At 38.4% G+C, this 18,273-nt stretch carries 20 protein-coding genes; 3 read left to right on the top strand and 17 right to left on the bottom strand.

What is annotated here, in order from left to right; all coding sequences use genetic code 11:
* Positions 1-699: 699 nt before the first annotated feature.
* The 7 genes from C9J46_RS06155 to C9J46_RS06125 form a co-directional block, all read right to left on the bottom strand.
* Positions 700-1,146, bottom strand: coding sequence for a hypothetical protein (locus tag C9J46_RS06155; RefSeq protein WP_107207434.1), 447 nt, complete (start codon positions 1,144-1,146; stop codon positions 700-702).
* Complete coding sequence (locus C9J46_RS06150) at positions 1,121-2,197, bottom strand: hypothetical protein (RefSeq protein ID WP_107207433.1); 1,077 nt, start codon at positions 2,195-2,197, stop codon at positions 1,121-1,123. Before C9J46_RS06150 ends, C9J46_RS06155 begins: the two co-directional genes overlap by 26 nt.
* A gap of 110 nt (positions 2,198-2,307) precedes the next feature.
* The gene (locus tag C9J46_RS06145; protein WP_107207432.1) at positions 2,308-2,808 is read right to left on the bottom strand and encodes a GNAT family N-acetyltransferase; all 501 of its coding nucleotides are present in this window, start codon (positions 2,806-2,808) and stop codon (positions 2,308-2,310) included.
* A 423-nt stretch (positions 2,809-3,231) separates the two neighbouring features.
* Positions 3,232-3,672 (bottom strand): redox-sensitive transcriptional activator SoxR, encoded by a 441-nt coding sequence (gene soxR, locus C9J46_RS06140; RefSeq protein ID WP_107207431.1) that lies wholly within the window; start codon positions 3,670-3,672, stop codon positions 3,232-3,234.
* Positions 3,673-4,005: 333 nt separating this feature from the next.
* Positions 4,006-4,155, bottom strand: coding sequence for a LysR family transcriptional regulator (locus C9J46_RS21750; RefSeq protein WP_233217700.1), 150 nt, complete (start codon positions 4,153-4,155; stop codon positions 4,006-4,008).
* 53 nt (positions 4,156-4,208) lie between these two features.
* A complete protein-coding gene (locus C9J46_RS06130) occupies positions 4,209-4,403 on the bottom strand; it encodes a hypothetical protein (protein ID WP_107290671.1) in 195 nt (64 codons plus the stop codon).
* Positions 4,404-4,778: 375 nt separating this feature from the next.
* Complete coding sequence (locus tag C9J46_RS06125) at positions 4,779-6,158, bottom strand: endonuclease/exonuclease/phosphatase family protein (protein WP_107290670.1); 1,380 nt, start codon at positions 6,156-6,158, stop codon at positions 4,779-4,781.
* A 309-nt stretch (positions 6,159-6,467) separates the two neighbouring features.
* Here C9J46_RS06125 and C9J46_RS06120 point away from each other — a divergent pair, with 309 nt between their 5' ends.
* The 3 genes from C9J46_RS06120 (at position 6,468) to C9J46_RS06110 (ending at position 8,856) form a co-directional block, all read left to right on the top strand.
* Positions 6,468-6,674, top strand: coding sequence for a hypothetical protein (locus C9J46_RS06120; protein WP_107246556.1), 207 nt, complete (start codon positions 6,468-6,470; stop codon positions 6,672-6,674).
* 17 nt (positions 6,675-6,691) lie between these two features.
* Positions 6,692-8,323: an SgrR family transcriptional regulator gene (locus C9J46_RS06115; RefSeq protein ID WP_107290669.1), complete on the top strand. Its 1,632-nt coding sequence runs from the start codon at positions 6,692-6,694 to the stop codon at positions 8,321-8,323.
* A 104-nt stretch (positions 8,324-8,427) separates the two neighbouring features.
* Complete coding sequence (locus C9J46_RS06110) at positions 8,428-8,856, top strand: VOC family protein (RefSeq protein WP_107290668.1); 429 nt, start codon at positions 8,428-8,430, stop codon at positions 8,854-8,856.
* 64 nt (positions 8,857-8,920) lie between these two features.
* Here C9J46_RS06110 and C9J46_RS06105 read toward each other — a convergent pair whose 3' ends face one another.
* From C9J46_RS06105 to C9J46_RS06060, 10 genes are all read right to left on the bottom strand, one after another.
* Positions 8,921-9,706, bottom strand: coding sequence for a PhzF family phenazine biosynthesis protein (locus C9J46_RS06105; RefSeq protein WP_107207425.1), 786 nt, complete (start codon positions 9,704-9,706; stop codon positions 8,921-8,923).
* 23 nt (positions 9,707-9,729) lie between these two features.
* The gene (locus tag C9J46_RS06100) at positions 9,730-10,188 is read right to left on the bottom strand and encodes a MarR family winged helix-turn-helix transcriptional regulator (protein ID WP_107207424.1); all 459 of its coding nucleotides are present in this window, start codon (positions 10,186-10,188) and stop codon (positions 9,730-9,732) included.
* Positions 10,169-11,164 carry a DUF2955 domain-containing protein gene (locus C9J46_RS06095; RefSeq protein ID WP_107207423.1) on the bottom strand — a complete coding sequence of 332 codons (996 nt, stop codon included), beginning with the start codon at positions 11,162-11,164 and terminating at the stop codon, positions 10,169-10,171. The genes C9J46_RS06100 and C9J46_RS06095 overlap by 20 nt, the downstream gene beginning before the upstream one ends.
* Positions 11,165-11,187: 23 nt before the next feature.
* Positions 11,188-12,237 (bottom strand): HlyD family secretion protein, encoded by a 1,050-nt coding sequence (locus C9J46_RS06090; protein ID WP_107246552.1) that lies wholly within the window; start codon positions 12,235-12,237, stop codon positions 11,188-11,190.
* Between the two features lie 957 nt (positions 12,238-13,194).
* Complete coding sequence (gene ribA / locus C9J46_RS06085) at positions 13,195-13,791, bottom strand: GTP cyclohydrolase II (protein WP_107207421.1); 597 nt, start codon at positions 13,789-13,791, stop codon at positions 13,195-13,197.
* A gap of 98 nt (positions 13,792-13,889) precedes the next feature.
* A complete protein-coding gene (ribE, locus tag C9J46_RS06080) occupies positions 13,890-14,360 on the bottom strand; it encodes a 6,7-dimethyl-8-ribityllumazine synthase (RefSeq protein WP_107207420.1) in 471 nt (156 codons plus the stop codon).
* A 59-nt stretch (positions 14,361-14,419) separates the two neighbouring features.
* A complete protein-coding gene (gene ribBA / locus C9J46_RS06075) occupies positions 14,420-15,517 on the bottom strand; it encodes a bifunctional 3,4-dihydroxy-2-butanone-4-phosphate synthase/GTP cyclohydrolase II (RefSeq protein WP_107207419.1) in 1,098 nt (365 codons plus the stop codon).
* Positions 15,518-15,549: 32 nt separating this feature from the next.
* A complete protein-coding gene (locus C9J46_RS06070) occupies positions 15,550-16,209 on the bottom strand; it encodes a riboflavin synthase (protein WP_107207418.1) in 660 nt (219 codons plus the stop codon).
* Between the two features lie 126 nt (positions 16,210-16,335).
* On the bottom strand, positions 16,336-17,043 hold the full coding sequence (gene fre, locus C9J46_RS06065; RefSeq protein WP_233217699.1) for an NAD(P)H-flavin reductase: 708 nt from the start codon (positions 17,041-17,043) through the stop codon (positions 16,336-16,338).
* A 13-nt stretch (positions 17,044-17,056) separates the two neighbouring features.
* Positions 17,057-18,178, bottom strand: coding sequence for a long-chain fatty acid--CoA ligase (locus C9J46_RS06060; RefSeq protein ID WP_107207416.1), 1,122 nt, complete (start codon positions 18,176-18,178; stop codon positions 17,057-17,059).
* Positions 18,179-18,273 lie beyond the last annotated feature (95 nt).

Raw genomic sequence — 18,273 nt, 5'->3', positions numbered from 1 at the left:
ACATGAGTCTGTATCTACATCATTACAATGTAGCTTTCGCTTTTTCCGACCTCCTATACCTGCATCACTATCGGCCACTAAGGCTTTCCCAAAGGGAATGATACAGGCTTACCCTGTTCCGTATGTCACGTAAAATGTCAGCTTAGATGCCCACTATAGTGCGGAGAGTACTGCGATCACGAAAGAATACTGTCCAACTTCTTTCCGACTCTCATTGCCATTTTGGCCACAGCGTATTAACCACTTCCGCTGCTTCATCACATAACGCACCTTGGATGGATTCACATACGTTCATCATACTGACTACCTAGCACTCACCCGACTTGTGGTTTTCAGGAGGAACGTCCTCTCACGATTCTTTTCCCACTCAGCCCAACGGCCAAGTTTCGTTACATTGTCCGAGCCGCTGCTTTATTCAGGCTCGTAGGTTCATCTGGTGATACAGACGGTTCACTCATAAAGCGGTGAACAACGCTTCATACGACTTCAGGTCGCACGGACAGAAACGAGTTAGTCAATTTGCCCTCTTTAAGCTGGTAGGTACTAGAAAAAGTATTGATAATTTTTTAATGAAGTAACTTTAGGGTATAAAAAGACCGCCACTATGGGCGGTCATTTAACAGTAATTCTATTAAAGAGATCTAATTCGTGGTGGCGAAAAGAATACTGTATTTATTCTTACAGTACTCATTGGTTATTTTAGTTCTTTGTATAGGTCTTATATACGCCCATATTAGTGTACTTCGTTTTGACTGAGTACCCTTCAGACAAAAGTCGATCATTGATAATAAAATAGGTGAGGGCTGTAACAATAAAACTGACGATAAAGAAAAATAACATTATTCGGTTTTGTACTTTTATTTTTCTTTTTGACCATGAGTATTTTGTTGCCTTTCCTGTTTTTATTATAGTAAAAAACATAGACCACGCATGTATCACTAAACCAATAATCATGATGCCACCAAGTGCATCTCCAATTGATAACTTAATGATAGGAGATAGGTTATAAGCAGAACTTAATGTATCTATCCATGAAGATAACAACCAACAAGACCCAGCAGTAAAAAAAACACAGATAAAGAAAAATTTTATCTTGGTTATTATCGATACCACTTCATCATTATGATTGCATTTTTCTAAGCGCATTAGTCAATTCTCCTGATACGTTTTTAACTTCAAAGAATCTATCAAGAATAAGACTTAGACCGATAGAAATTGCTGCAATTGCTACAATTGCAATTGCTCCACTGCCAACAGCAACAAACATTCCAACAATAAATTCCGCTCCATAAAGTGCGATAGCAGTTTTAATGAAGTCAGTCCCTACATTTCCGAACCAATCATAAAAATCATAATCATCATTAAAAATTAGATCATTAGTATTTATAGCGGCTGAAATAATCATGGTCATAGTACCAGCTTTTAAACCCGCACTAATACGCTGCGTTGGCGCTATCCCTAATTGAACAACTTTCGGATTATCTATCGCATAGGTCTTTTTTCCATTAACCTTGAAACGCATTCCTTTAATAAGAACATGCCGTAACATCTGCTGTCCATTATTTCGAGTGGCAATTGATACACGTGTTTTCCCTTTAATCACTGAATATCGCGCTGTCACACCAAAATCGCCAAAGGCTTGGGCTAACTTAACAGCCCCAAAACCAGTTGCTAAGTATTCGGCCCATGTTTTCGTTTTATCAATATCTTTCAGAATCAATGTTGATGGTATTTGACCTTTTTGATGATATCGATCATCAATCAAGTTTTTAATGGTATGGAATGAATCTTCTTCAGTGAGAAGCAACACAGCTTGATGATTCTTTTCTAATTCTTCTTGAAGTGTACATTGCCCAGTAAACACTTCATTCCCAGAGATATCATTCATTAGTTGTTCATGCTTGAGTGAACTTTTAGCATTGATTCGCTCAATTTCTTCAAGTGTTTTTTTCGCCCTAGCTTCTTTGGCTAGTTCAGATTGCTTAGCGCGTTCAGCCTGTTTTACTAAGCTGTCATGACGATTAAATTCTGTTGGCGGAGATAGCCATGTGAGAGAGTTAGCCATGTAAATTGAGAAGTTTGTTGAATTTGAATCATTATAAAGAATAAAGTGGCTAGGCAATAATTTGCCCAAAATTTTAATGTTAGAAAGATTTGAGCTAATTAATGCATGGTATAGCCATGATAACTTGCTCATTTTTGGACAGAAACTGCTTAGGTGATTTGCTCTATTTAGGCTTACATTTCACTTCGAATATGTGCCGCTGAGCGACACATATCCTTCTCTTTTTCTTTACAGCTCAAAGCCTAAAGAAACTTTTCAATAAGGATTTCATCTACATACTCCCCACGAACTTTTGCATGTTTTTTTGCAGTACCAACAACTTCAAACCCTTGTTTAAGGTAAGCAGTTAAAGCTCGCTCATTATCGCTACGAACGTACGCGAATAGCTTTTCATAACCCTTTTGTTTTGCAACTTCGAAAGTCGAGTTAAAAAGCTGTTTAGAGATACCTTTACCACGAGCACTTTCACAAACAAAAGTACCAATAATGCCTACGTGATCAAAAGATTTTGTATATTGTGCGAACGGCTCGATATTTTGAAATCCAATAACCTTTGAGTCACTCTCGGAAAAAGCAACTGTAAACACTCCATTCTCTGGGAAGTGAGTAATAAAATCTTTCTCTTCTTCAGGTGTAAAGGTCGTATCCAATACAGTGTATAAACCTTCAACAATGATTGGGTTGAGAACATTTGTGATCCCTTCAGCATCATCCAAAGTCACCTGACGTACAACTAATCCCATATAACTCAACTCCATATTATAATTTGAGTTATTTTTTACATGAGCTCATAACTATCAGCAACAATTAATTCCTTTTAAATATAAGCTCGATGTTATTTTCGGCTCATAACGCTTTTTGAAATTAAGAAATGCCTTTATTCAGTCTTATTAAAAACGAAATTCAATAGATAAAATCAGCATAATTCGTTATATGAGATAAAAAATAAACAATAGAAACTAATCAAAAATCACGTTAATACAATATGAATGAGTAATAGTTCTAACAAGAAATGGGGCACTTCTGATTTATGAAGTGCCAACGGTGCATTGTGATCACCAAGCGATTCTGTCGTCCCCTAACTACCAAGCGACTTTGCGCTTGCTTTATTACCGAGGGGAATTGACGGTCTCCACTTTACGTAATTCTTTGACTATCAATATGGGCTAGTCAGAGGTGTGTTGGATGCTAAGCTTCGCGCCTGCCGTCATGATCCCATTGCTGTCGTTATTGTTATATAGCGCACAACTTTCCATTGATAAACAGCCACACTGAATACAACTGCCTAACTGAGTTTGAAGTTGTTTTAACTCATGCATTTTATCTTCAAGCTTTTGATGCCAAAGGGTTGAAAGTTGTTCCCATTGTTCTTTTTTCACATTTTCGTTTAAGGGAATATGCGCCAAGGCTTGCTTGATTTCTTGTAATGTTAAGCCAACATTTTGCGCTGCTTTAATTACCGCTATACGGCGCAGAACAGAGCGCTTATAACGGCGCTGATTGCTCGCGGTTCTATAACTAAGAATGAGTTCTTTTTGTTCGTAAAAATGTAATGCCGAAACACTCACGCCTGCGCGTTTCGCAACTTGTCCTACACTCAATTCCATTTGATTCTCCACATTACATCGTTATTTGTTCTTGCAGCCAGCTTTTAAAGGCTCGATATTTAGGCCGTGTTTCCATTCCTTTCATGTAGGCAATATAGTAGCTTAAATCTGATGCTATCGCTGAAAAGGGGGTCACAAGTTGGCCTGTTGCTAATGGTTTTTTATTAACCGTTGGCGTCCGATAGTAATGCCTAATGAGTTTATTGCTGCTGTTATATACAAGTTACGGTGATTAAAGCGATAGGTTTTTCGGTAATAATCAATATCACTATTATTTACTGTTAGCTATGAGGGCCACGCTTTCGATTGTGTTCGATGTATAAATGTTGCAGCTTATAAGCCCGTTATATCTTTTTTAATTAATCCTAACTCTAAATATTTAATTCGATGGCTTACCGCACTTTGAGATACAGTTAAATATGATGCCGCTTTGGTAAAACAGAGCTCTCTGGCAGCAATATTAACCACATGCATATTTGCCATTTATTTATTGCTCAATCGTGATAGTTGATGCTGGGATTGCACAACAGCGAGTATTACCCCTTATTTTTTTTCTTGCTCTTTTCAGACAGATCCGTTGTCTTGTCTTTTATCTGATTGACACAACAGTTGCCAATCACGCCGTCTTTTTTCGCTTTAATAGAAAGTTGAATATATAAAAATATGATGAAAAACAGGAATAACACCAAAGAAATAACAATATAGAGTGGAAGTAATTCATCGTTACTCATTGCTTTACCTCATTAAATTAAAGTGAATATCATTTAATATAATAGATAAATGTAATAATGTTAGTTTATATTTACTGTAAAAGTGCAAACATAAAAATTAATTTTTTTAAATAGCTTTAGCTTTCATTATTAATAGGCTTGATGCCTAAACCGTCAAAATATGAAAAATATAGATGAGCATTGTGCTATCGCAACTTATTTAAGAAATGAAGTTATAAACTCGTACTACGGAAATATTGACTTTATCTAAGTAAATATCAAATAAGAGTGAATGGCGTTAATCGAGGGTATTTCTTATGTTTTGATTGTTTCTCGTCAGAACCATGTTGACAAGAAAAGCCGATCTTACGATCGGCTTTTTAAATAAAGGGCGAATCAGTTAAAGCTTGCCTTTAGCCACACCATACGGTGGTCGGAAGAAATATCTTTGCCTTTTCCTTTACCAATGCGTTCATCGTTCATCAGTAAGTATCCAGCTTCATTCGGTGCTGGCCAGTAAACACCAGAATCAACAATGTTTAGATTACTTGATGGGATAGCGTGATCCACTTGTAAACCAAACGTACTGGTTATGCGCTCTGGGTGTGGGTTATCTTGGCGACATTCACCACTTGGGAAGCAGTATTCAGCACCAAAGCTTGTCGGAACGTAAGCGCCATTAGTGGCTTCTTGATTCACACGCTGGTGCTTTAATAGGGTATCAATGGTTTCGATAAAACCGTCACCCGCTTCAGGATCGGCATTAAGATCACCCACAATAACAAACTTGGCATTATCAGCTAAACCGCCTTTTGTGCCTTTGTCATCATAAATAAACTCTGCACCATCAATGTAATCGGTCCAGAATTGAATTTCATCGCGGTTTTTTTGTTTATTGTTTTCTGTCACTGTGTCAAATACCGGTGGCGTTGGGTGCGACATTAAAATATGTACCACTTGCTCGCCTGATGCTGTCGGAATGATAACGGGTGCATCAACATGGTTTTTCGATGATAAACGGACTTGATTCCATTCAGCATCGGTGTACCAGTTATCACCACAACTCATACCTGCCGGAATTTTATTTTTATCATCGTTGCAGTTAGTAATGGTTGGGTTCGTTGCCGTTGGTAAGTCTTTCCACTTAAAGGTTTGGAATGTACGGGTATTCGCATCATCAATTTTAAATTGAGACATAAGCGCAAACGCATACTGACCATGATATTGACCAAAGCCCCACGCATCATTTGGACCGCTATTTATTTTACCGTCGTTATTAAGATCTAAGCCGCTCATTAAACCTGTGTTCGTGGCATAACTTTGGCTAAACGGGTAGTGAATGGGTGATAACGTATCGCCGCCATCAATGCTATTAAGGCTTTGTCCTACCGCTAAGTAGTTATTTTGGAATCCATTTAAAGCGGTAAGATCATCACCAGTACCGTCGTTATTGTATTCAGCCAGTAAAATAATATCAGGACGTTGGCTTTGAATAATGGCTGCAATGTTTCTGATTTGAATGATCTTTAGTGCTTTCGCTTTGTCGGCTTCACTTAGCGTATTTGCATTAAACCCATCGACTAATGTTTGTTGCTCCGAAGGCGTGGTTAGCATTTCATCGACCAGTTGTTCAAACGTAAAACGGTCGAATGATAAGTTGAATGTAGCAATAGAAACGTTGTTAACAGGGATAACATCATCATTGCTCTCAAATACACAGCCTGTAAGAAGAGCAGATGAAATAGCAACAGCAGCAAGAGTCTTAATTAGTTTCATTCAATAATCCATATTGTTGAAAGGAATTTAGGCGGTAAAGCGTCGAGCAGCATAGTACCTATTTAGTGATAAATAAGTGTGACAAGGGCACGATACTATGTAACTAATAGTGATGATTTGCTTTGTTTTTTCTTAAATTATGCTCGGTATCTCAAAAATGTTGTGAGGGGGGATAGTATGTGCGTCTTCGAATACTTAAAGAGATAAATATTTTGTGTCGTTTAAAACCGGAACAGTCTCTTTTTTTGTTCCGTTTTTAAATGGCGTAAAGCTCCTAAAATAAAATCATCAAATAACAGGAGCTAAATCATGAAATTTTATAACCAAATTAAAGAAATCATTAACTCATCAAAACGTCACGATAAAAAAACAGGATGGCTTGCTCGTTTGATATATATTAGTCCTGCACAGCGATTAGAAAGGCTGAACACTATTTTTGGCTCAGATCAGTTTTCTAAAGCCAGACCACTAACGCTTAGCCAGCAAAAGAAGTTTAATGATAATTATCTAAAGTAATGTAAGGATCTCTCTGTATGAGCCGACGAAAACTGGAACTATATGAAAATATATTTAATCGTGTCGGTCCTGGTAAAAGCAAGGTCACTATTGTAGAGATCGCCGCTTACCTTCATTGCAGTGAGCGTCATGCGAGAACCTTATTAAATCAAATGACAATATTAGGTTGGTTAACCTGGTCACCGACTGTGGGGCGAGGTAATAAAGGGATCCTCAATTGTTTACTGGAACCGATACAGGCGTGCCACAAAGAGATTGATAAAGCGAATGACAACAGCAATCTCGATTTGGTTTATAAGCTGGTAGGGTTTAATGGACGAGATACCGCCGCTGGCTTATGGCAATATTTATCACAAGCGGTGACAGAGAAACACAACACGATCCTGGCGCCTTTTCATCGTTGTATGAAAACGTTACATCCCCATTTTATTACCGAGCGTACTGAGCGCCACTTTATCTCTGAGGTTTACCAAACGTTAGTTGAAGATAAAGCGAATAAGCTGACAGGTAATCTTGCTCATTTTTGGGAAAGTAATAGCAATCATACCGTTTGGACTTTCTATCTTCGGCCTGAAACCCTGTTTCATGATTTATCTGTTCTGACGGCAGATGATGTTGTTGCAAGTTTTAAAGGGCTTATCCATTCAGCGCAATGGCAACGATTGTATGATCATATCGAAAAGGTTATTGCTGTTTCTTTTGATGTGGTTGAAATTCATTTATCTACCCCAGATCCTCTTTTTATTAAATTACTGTGTCGTGCTGAAACCGCGATCATGCCAAAACAGTTCGTATTTGCTAATGAATCACATTTTAGAGCCATTGGCTCGGGACCTTTCTTGTTAGCGGTAAATTCGAACAAACTATTACGCTTGCAACGCTTTTCACAATATAACCGTACATCAGCATTAATTGAGAAAATTGAATTTTGGATCCACGAGAGTTGGGCAGAAAGAAAGAAGTGTTATCAGAACTTTTTCTTTTTAAATGACAGTTTAAACGTGTATGAGACGGCCTGTGATTATGTCGGATCGTTTTATTGCTTGATTACAAATAAGCAATTACAAACGCAAGACGTTAAACAAAATCTAGCAGCGGCATTTTTAGGCGATCATAATCAAGCCGGTAAAAAATACCCTGTTTATACGATAAGTCATGAGAATAATCGAGAATGTCGAGAGTATTCAAAACAGTTAATGTCCTATTTTGATAAGCCTGAAATATTGCAGACGAAAGAAGTAAAGTTTGGTCAGTTTCTTGATGGCGTTGATGTGTCGATTTTAGGAATAAGAAAGGAAGATAACAAGTACACCAGTTGGTTTGCTTTTTTAACGTTATATCCGCACTGGGCATCGGTATTGACCTTTACCCAGCAAGATTATTTACAACAGCAGATTGCTGCGATCCGTATTGAAGTGGATGTGTTACGTCAACAAGCACTGATTAGTCACGTTATGACGTGGTTAGAGCAACAAAATATTTTATTTGAAATAAAGCGTGAAGGCTTAACCCTCTCGGTACCAGAGCAAATTCGAGGTGTGGAGATCAACGCCAATGGATGGTGCGATTTTTCTAAGTTGTGGATCAAACCAATGAAAGTGAAATCGGTTGTTACAGCGTCAATGGAAAGTCTGATCGCTAAATATTAATCAAAGAGTTATTAAGTAATAAATACATAATTATTTCTTCTTGACCTCAAGCTTACTTGAGGAATTAAAGTGCTCACATATTTTTAAACAAGAAGGAAAAAACAATGAAAGGATATGTAGAGCACATCAATATAAAAGTATCTCAGCCAGAAAAAACGATTCATTTTTTATTAACAGCGTTACCTGAATGGACGATTCGCGGGGAAGGGAAAATTGATAACTGGTTTGGTCAACCGATGCATTGGTATCACATTGGCGATCAGGATAGCTATGTGGCGATAGGATCTGGGGGGGAAGGCCAGGTTCCTGATTGGCAGGGAAATGCATCAGGCATTAAGCATGTTGGTATTGTAGTTGAACGTATTGATGATACGGTTGCAAAGCTGAAAAGTGCCGGTTATGAAGTGGATCATTGGAGTGCAGAGCATCCTTATCGTCGCAGTGTTTATTTTATCGATGATAACAATTTAGAGATCGAGTTTATTGAATATTTGACTGATGATCGTGCACTTAGAAATGATTACAGCCAATAAAGGTGAAATGAAATAAGAAAGGAGAGACCTTTCTCTCCTTTATGGATTGAATATAAGTAAAGCGTTATAAGTATACCTTTCCACGCAGATATAAAACCGCTGATCCGGCAATAATAATGCGATCATTATCGATCATTTTACACTGTAAAACCCCACCTCGTTGTGAGGCTTGGTAAGCGGTTAATTCTCGTTTACCAAGCTGTTTAGCCCAATATGGCGCTAAAGCTGTGTGGATTGAACCTGTCACTGGATCTTCATAACCGCCATTGGCTGGCCAGAAATAACGAGACACAAAATCGTATTGTGTCGATTGTGCAGTGACAACGATATCGTGAGGGGCGAGCTGTTTAAGCTGCTCTGCATCGCAAACCACATTTTGTACTGCTTGTTCATTGGGTAAAACAGCAATATAGGCCTGGCGATTTTTTAGCACCTTGGTGGGCGTAATAGATAATCCCTTGAGTAAGGCGGCTGGTGGTTCAACGTCTTCACCAGGTTGGCAAGGGAAGTTCATTTCAATATTGCCATTTGGGGCTTGTTTTACTGTCAGTGTGCCAACTTGCTCTGTGGTAAAAGTGATCTCGCCTTTAAGCTGGTAAAACTGATACAGAACAAAGGCAGAGGCAAGCGTTGCATGACCACAAAAGTCAATTTCAGTCAGAGGAGAAAACCAACGGATCGCATAAGTATTATCGCCCGTTGGTTTAATAAACGCCGTTTCAGACAGGTTATTTTCAGCAGCAATACGCTGCATTAATGAGACGTCTGGAAAAGTGGCAACGGGCATGATTGCCGCAGAATTGCCTTTGAAATGTTGGTCGGTAAAAGTATCGACAACGAAAATATCCATATCGTGTTTATCCTGCGTGTGCGTTAAGAATTGACCAGTATGTCTTGTCGGATCAATTTTTTGTTAATTTTAAATAAAAGTTCGCGTTCTTCATTTGTGAGTGGCGCAAAGAAGTCTTGATTGAGATTAGCAATACATACGGTGGCTTTTTGCTCGATATCTTTACCTTTATCAGTAATCACAAGATAGCGGGCTTTTTTGTTTTGCTCTGATTTATGCACGGTGATTAAGTCACGTTTAATACAGTTATCGATTAAACGTTTAGTCACTGAACGTTCACGGTGTAGTGCATCAGAGACGGCTTGCTGCGGCACTTCGCCCAAATAACTGAGCACGCGTAGTGCACCTAACATTTCTAACGTAATATCAAATTCCGTCGCCAAGGCTGAATTGGCAATACTACGAAATTGCTTGTAGGCTAATCCCATCGTAAAAGAGACACTCTCATTAAGAGAAGGGATATCAGTGTAGTTCTGTGACATGACGTTTCTTCGCCGTAGTAATGAAATAAAACAGAGCCAATATACCTAAAGTACAGCTAAGTTCCCATCCTCGAAGGAAAGTACTACTTAATCCTAACTCACTGTTGGTCATATAAAGTTGGATCGGTAGCATGGTTGCGAGCAAAATATCGGGATGTAACTCTTGGTGTGGCCCTTCATCGGTATAAATTTTGTGACTGATCATGTAAATCAGTACAAATAACCCCAAACCATAAACAATAATATTACTTTGATAACCAGCGATAAGTAACATAAATATCGCCGCAATAGCACACCCGCCGACTTGCGTAATAAAACGAGATTTAACGATTTTTAAATAGGCTTCTCGACTGGTTTGAGTTGCTGCTGCAATGACTGGCACCATACAAAATGCGCCAGAAATTAGATTTACAATCATTAAAAAACCCAGTCCTAAACCAATCAAACTCACTGATATCAAGCGTTGTTGAGCGGTGACAGGGGTTGTTTTCGGTTTGAAAAAGCCCGATTTTGGTTTCGGTGGTAGTAGCCAAAAAAACAGCTTGGTTACACAGATACTAACCACAATCGCTAACCCCACTTCGTGTAAACGTTGCGGCATATCCATATTGGTGTGTAGCGCAAAAACAATATTTAAAATCCAGTTAATTGTCGGCATAAACAATGCGCCCACTTTAGCGGGAGAATCTGCCCTTTTTCTTAGTTGGTCGAACAGTACGATACTGATCGTCCAAATAATAAAAGGGTGATCACTAAAAACTTCAGACACGAAAACCGCACTGTAAGCAGAGAGCAATACCAAAGCGAACGTTTTGCTTAATCCTTTCCAACTGTAGTCTTTTACTTTCGTTGCGATGATGATCGGAAATAAAGCAAAGTAAACATGTGAATTTACATGGAAAAGCTTTCCGAACATCATACAAATACACACAATTAAGCTAGTGCGTAGTGCATCTGTACTGATTAACTGTTTCATACTTTACTCACCTGAGTTGCTTCTTAGTAGATGTAGCGGAATAGGGCGATGAGATGGATCCAAGCATTGCTAAGCACATCTAAAATAGGATTACCATTAAGCACAATGACACTTGCGCGAGAGCCTGAAATCACATCTTGCTGTGGTACGTTGACGGCAATGCGAGTACGGATTTTTTGTTGTTCGCGGATCCAACGTGTGTCATTAGTAACGGTTGATAGTTGTGTCAATGGATTGCTCGCATCAAAAATAGCACGATCTTGATTTTCGATTTCGCCTTTAAATACTCGACCAGGTTGAGAATCAAAACTGATCAAGACATGATTTTTAGGTTGTAAATGGGCAATGCCTTTTTCGTTAAAGTCCGCACTTAGCCAACTGTTTTTTGCATTCACAAGAAAAAGGATCGGGGTACCTTTATTAACATAAGTCCCTGCATCTAATTGTAAATTGCTCACAGTGCCAGCTGTCTGTGCAACAACTGTAGTATTGGATAAATCCCATTCAGCGCGTGCTAATTTTGCTTGTGCGAGTTCAACGGCTGCGGTGTTTTCCTTACCTGATAGTGTCGCTTTGATTTTTAGCACATCAGCTTGTGCGGCAGAAATAGCACTTTTAGCGACATCAGCAGTACTGATCGCATCATCAAGCTCTTGTTGGGTCGTTAACCCTTTACGGCTTAATGCTTGGTAGCGATCCAATTTAATTTGCGCATTTTTCCACAATGTTTTTTTCTGTAGTACCACTTGCTGTGCAGCGACGAGTTGCTGCCATGTTCCTATATTGGCTTCTTTTGCTTGTTGCAATTCGGCTTGTGCTTGATCGACTGCAATTTGATAAGGCTTTGGATCAATAGAAAATAAAGGTTGGTTAGCATTAACGTGTTGACCGTTACTGATATAAACATGGGTGATATTTCCTGATACTTCAGGAGCAATGTTCACCACTGATTTATAGAAAGTGGCTTGTGTGGTAAATGGCGACACATTATCAGCCATTAAAAGGAAAGCTGATAATGATAAAGCGAAGCCGATTACGGTATATAAGAGAATAGAGTAAATGTTCGTTTTCATCACTTTTGTTACCTATACAACAAAACTATGAGGCGATTGTATACTTAGTAATGTTGTATGTGCAACATTAATTAGTGTTATTTATTTTAGTGATGGTGTTGAAAGAGGAGTTTTTGAGTGTGGGGGCGTAATAAATAGGATTCTAGCTGCTATATTTAATTGGGTAATTTGTTTTATAAATAGGACGTTAATAGCGTTTGAGTTTATTTTTGCATTTTTTTCTATATGTGAATTTGCCTAATTGGCGTTTATCTACCATATTTAACTTAACCTGTATTGAGATAGTTACTCGAGCTTACGGAGGATTGGAGCTGTTTTTAAAGACTCACGGATACAGGTATCAGTGATTATTAATAGACCTCTTAGACCCGTTATTGGTAGTCACTCAGTTGCATCGCGCAACATGTGAAAAGTAGACAAAGTAATACATGTAAGAGCAACAAAGTAACACCGTAAAAATTACACACGTAAAAGCTACATACGTAAAAGCTACACATGTAAAAGCTTCTAAGTGACTACTTAGTTGTTAACAATTTGGTAAGTGACACCTTTTAAAAATTTGCTTCTTCGCCAATATATAGCGGTCCGCACAAATATTGTGGGACACGGCAAGCTCAACGTAATGAGTGGCGAAGCGTAACAATATTGGTGTGCCGAGTAAGTACACTAATAGCAACACCAAGCCGCACTGCAATAGTGCGGCTTTTTATGTTTAGCGACTTATTAATAATTCATAAAATTACAATAATTATTAACTCTTCCTATTGAAAATTATAAGATATTGAAAATAAACTTAAAATAAATGTTATCCACAAATTCAGTGGGTAACTCTGAACTGTGGTTGTTTAAGGTGGTTGTTTTTTTGCCATTTAACATGACAATTTTAGTATGTTAAATGGCGTAATAGTTAGGAGCGAAATCTCGATGCGTATGGCGAGTAAAGGTAAGTGTGAATTGTCATAAAGATAAGTTGTGATGACCGTATAAGGCTTTTGCTTGTAAGTATTCTTGATTACCTTCTTTGATGTGTACTTGAGTCTTAATCACTTCTACTATCTGAATATTATGTTGAGATAAGTCTTTAACTTTTTTAGGATTATTGGTAATTAAGCGGACTTTGTTGATACCCAGTGCGTGTAATGCGTCGGCGGCTTCCTTGAAATCACGAAGATCATCATCAAAACCTAAATGGTTATTTGCTTCATAGGTATTCATGCCTTGGCTTTGTAATTGATAAGCATCGAGTTTATTGTATAAACCAATCCCACGGCCTTCTTGACGTAGATACAAAAGAATCCCACCAGATTGGCGCATTTTTTCTATCGTTTCATTGAGCTGCTCACCACAATCACAGCGAGAAGAATGAAAAACATCACCGGTTAAGCATTCAGAGTGCAGACGAACTAAAGGAACGCTTGCCGCAGTATCTGCTTGTTTAAAAATAATTGCGACGTGTTCTTTACCTGAGTTAAAGCCATGAAATGACAATAATTCAGCAGGGATATCACTTCGTTGCCCTATTTTAAAAGGAACTCGGGCTCTTACTGTGACCATAATATCCTCGTACTTCTATTTGAGTTAATTACTTTGGAAGGAAAATGGCTATGATTCAGTAGGTATAATAGCCATCATAATGTGTGAAGATAAGGTATCTAAGGTTCTATCTCTGCTAACACGTTGATCATTTCGAGTGCACTGAGGGCGGCTTCTGCACCTTTATTTCCCATTTTTGTTCCAGCACGTTCAATGGCTTGTTCGATGGAATCTACCGTAAGGACACCAAACGCGACTGGAATTTGATGTTCTAATGCAACTTGCGCTAAACCTTTATTGCATTCACCTGCAACATATTCAAAATGAGGAGTACCGCCACGAATCACAGAACCTAAAGCGATGATGGCATCATAACTACCTTGTTTCGCAAGTTGTTGAGCCAATAAAGGCAGCTCATAAGCCCCTGGACAATGTACAATGGTAATATTGGTTTCTTTAACAAGACCTTGGCGTTGTAGGGCATCTAATGCACCAGACAATAGGTTGTCATTGATAAAACTATTAAAACGAGAAACGATGATGACAACATTTGCGTGGGGTGCTGTGATCGCACCTTCAATAATATTCATGAAGCTTCCTAAGTGTATTTATAAAAACGAACGATGAATCAATAACATTTGAGTGTTTACTAGTTACAAATATATTCAACAACCTCAAGATCAAATCCTGATAAAGAACGATATTGTTGGTTTTGTGAAGACAGTAAACGAATTTTGCGTAGCCCTAGTTCAGATAAAATTTGCGATCCTAAACCAATTTGTCGGGACTGCGGTGTGGTAGGCAAGGGAGCAATCGCTTGGTGCTCTGAAGCTAACTGGTTTACTTGATTGATGATCATCGTAGAGGGTTCTATTTGGCTGATGATCACTAATACGCCACCGTCGGCTTGAATACGCTGCATGGCCGCTTGTAGGGACCATTGTGTGGCGCCAGTATGTAAAATATCTTTCAGTGTATCTTTGACATGCACACGGACTAAGGTTTCAGTATCAGGGTTAATATCACCTTTACATAAGGCGTAATGGAGTTGATTGTCAATGGTGTCACGGTAGGTGATCAAGTTGAACACACCATATTCAGTGCATAATTCACTCTCTGATAAACGTTCAATATGACTTTCTAGTTGGGTTCGATACTCGATTAAATCGGCAATTGTCCCCAGCTTTAAATTGTGCTTTTGCGCAAACACTTCAAGTTGAGGTCGGCGTGCCATTGTGCCGTCTTCATTAAGAATTTCCACAATAACACTAGAGGCTTCAAGCCCTGCTAAGCGTGCAACATCACAGCCTGCTTCAGTGTGACCGGCACGAATTAATACGCCACCATCTTGCGCCATTAATGGAAAAATATGCCCCGGCGAAACAATATTATCAGCACTGGCATTAGGAGCAACTGCTGCTTGTACTGTCTTCGCTCGATCACTGGCAGAGATCCCAGTCGTAACATCGGTGGCGGCTTCTATTGAAACGGTAAATGCAGTTGAGAATTTATCGTGATTATTTTGTACCATTAGCGGTAAATTTAACGTTTTACAGCGATCTTTGGTTAACGTTAAGCAGATCAACCCACGCCCATGTGTTGCCATGAAATTAATCGCTTCGGGAGTAATCATTTCAGAGGCAATGATCAGATCGCCTTCATTTTCACGATTTTCATCATCCATCAAGATAACCATTTTCCCCTGACGGATATCATTAATGATTTCTTGGGCGCTACTTAAAGTCATAACTGGTCCTTTTTATCAACAGCGTAAATGAGTTATACGATAAAACCGTGCTTCTCTAATAAAGACATAGAGACGTTAGTGTTTTTTTTGGATTCTTGCTTATCAATGCTGACTAATCGTTCGAGGTAACGTGCCACCATATCAGCTTCAATATTGACCTTTTGACCAATGGTTGCATTAGCAAGTGTTGTATTGGTTAACGTATGAGGAATAATGGTTAATTTAATGACATTCTGATAGACAGCATTGATGGTTAAGCTCGTTCCATCAATACAAATTGAACCTTTCTCTGCAACAAACTTCTTCAGGTGTATCGGTACCGTTATCCAAACCTCAATGGTGCGACCCTTTTGCTTTAATTCAATAATGTCGCCAATACCATCAACATGTCCGGAAACAATATGACCGCCTAAGCGTGTAGTGGGTAACATGGCTTTTTCTAGGTTGATATTTTGTCCGACGTGGTAGCTGTGAAATGCGGTACGCTTTAACGTCTCTTTTGAAAGATCGGCAACAAACCCAGTTGGAGTTAATTTAGATACGGTTAAACAAACGCCATTACTAGCAATGCTATCACCAAGTTTTACGTCCGAAATATCAAGCTTATTGGTATTGATAACCATTGAAATATCGTCATTATTACGAATAATGGCGCTGATATTTCCAATTGCTTCTATTATTCCTGTGAACATACTATACCTACAAAAAAACTCTATTTATCAGGTGCAAGCCAACTGTTACCCAATAAATAGAGTAAATATAATGAGTAATGACTGATTTAGATAAAAACCATCAGTAATGATATGAACGATTTTTAACTACATATAACTAAACGCATCAGAATACATTTTCCCGACATTGGCTTTTTTCTGAGTTGTAAAAATATCTTTTGCATTTCGGCTCATACCGAATGGCCCGCAAACATAAATATCAAATTCAGATAAGTCGGCAAAATCATCCATTACAGCATCAATAACATTGCCGATTTTACCGTCCCACTCTGTGTGTACATGCTCGACAACGGGCACATATTTCACATTGGGAAGCTGGGCTTCTAATGACTTAAGTTTTTGATCTGCATAAAGCAATTGGCGATTGTTCACACCCCAGTAAAGGTAGATAGGTTGTGATAGTTGCTTGTCAATACAATGATGAAGGATACTATTGATATATGATAAGCCTGTGCCGCCAGCGATAAGTAGCAGTGGCGATTCACTTTCATCACGTAACCAAGCATCACCATGTGGCGAATCTATCTTAAACTCGGTTTGATGAATAAACGCATCGTTAAAATACGAAATTGCTTCTATAGCAGTTTCTTTGACTGAGCCGCCAACATGCAATTCAATTAATTCATTACAGTTTGGGCTGTTAGCAATAGAAAAAGGCAGCTGTTTATTATTCAAATAGATAATAGCGTATTGCCCGGCTTTGAATTGAAAGCATTGGTCTGGTTTGATAAACACTTTAAAAACATGGCTATCAGATGCTTCAATTTTTGTAATTTTGCAATTAAAAATCATCATTCAGTCCTGCTACTTATTTCAAGCTGGTCGCCATCGATAATGAACAGCCTTTTTGTTCACGGGTATTTAAACGGCGAACAATTTCCACGGTTGTTCCTTGGTGTGGATCGGGCTCTTTGATGTTGTGCACAATGCCAATATCGTCTGTAACAATAAAGGTTGGGTAACTCGTCGATGATGCATCCATGTAGCTCATTAAGCCTTCCTGACCATCTTCAACAGGCGTCATAGTGACAGGATCAAGTGCACGAGCATATACCCATGGTGGAACATGTTTGCGTTGGCGGTTATCTTCAAAGAAGCAAGTATTTAGTTCTACTTGGTTAAAGGTGTCACGAATTTGGCTTTCGTGGAAAAGGTTGAAAGTTTCCATTAATAACTGATTAAAATCTTGACGATTAAGTGCTTCTTTTTGTTTTGTTTTCCAGCCGCCACCAGTGATGATGAACATGTGAGCGCCAGCATTAAATTCAATGTTGTGCTCTTTCATATAAAGCGCTAATAAATAAATAAAGTATGGAGGGCCAATTAAACAAATGCCTTTTCCTTTACGTTGAATAGCCTTTAACGACGTGATGGTTTGTTCAAAATCAATTTCATCTTCGTCTACTGTAAACGTCGTTGGGTATAACAATTCAACTAGGCTCATGACATATTTGAACCAAACATTTTTGGCGCTGAAGCGATCAGGTCCCATATTAACTAGCTCTAGTTGGTGTTCATGGAACTCACCTAGATACTTCATGCCGTAATTTACAGAGCCAAGCAGGCGTTCGATGCTTTGGCGATCACGGGCAATATGGCTTTTTATTCCACTTGTGCCGCTACTGGTGAACCAATTTTCAATATTAGCTTCATCGGCAGTATGTAGCTTAGCGTATTTGAACATCGAAGTAGGGAATACCGGAATATCATCGATTGATGTAATTTTTTCGTCTACACCTTGGGCATTACAATAATAACGGTAATCTTCATTATTTTTATAATGGTAGTGGAATGATTCCATTATAAATTTCTGCTTTAATTTTTCTTGTTCATCATAGGTTAAGTTAAGTGGTGATGATGAGAAAATAATATCATCAAGTTCTGAACTAACAATAATATCGTTAGTATCAACATTTAATAATGTAGTCATATTAAACCTTAATAAAAAAAATAATGGCAGTGTAATAAATCACACTGCCATTTATAATGACAATGATTGGCGAAGTCTTAATTTAAATTAACTTA

The sequence above is a fragment of the Photobacterium sp. GB-36 genome (assembly GCF_003026135.1).
Taxonomy (GTDB): Bacteria; Pseudomonadota; Gammaproteobacteria; order Enterobacterales; family Vibrionaceae; genus Photobacterium.
This window is presented reverse-complemented; position numbering and strand designations above follow the sequence as displayed.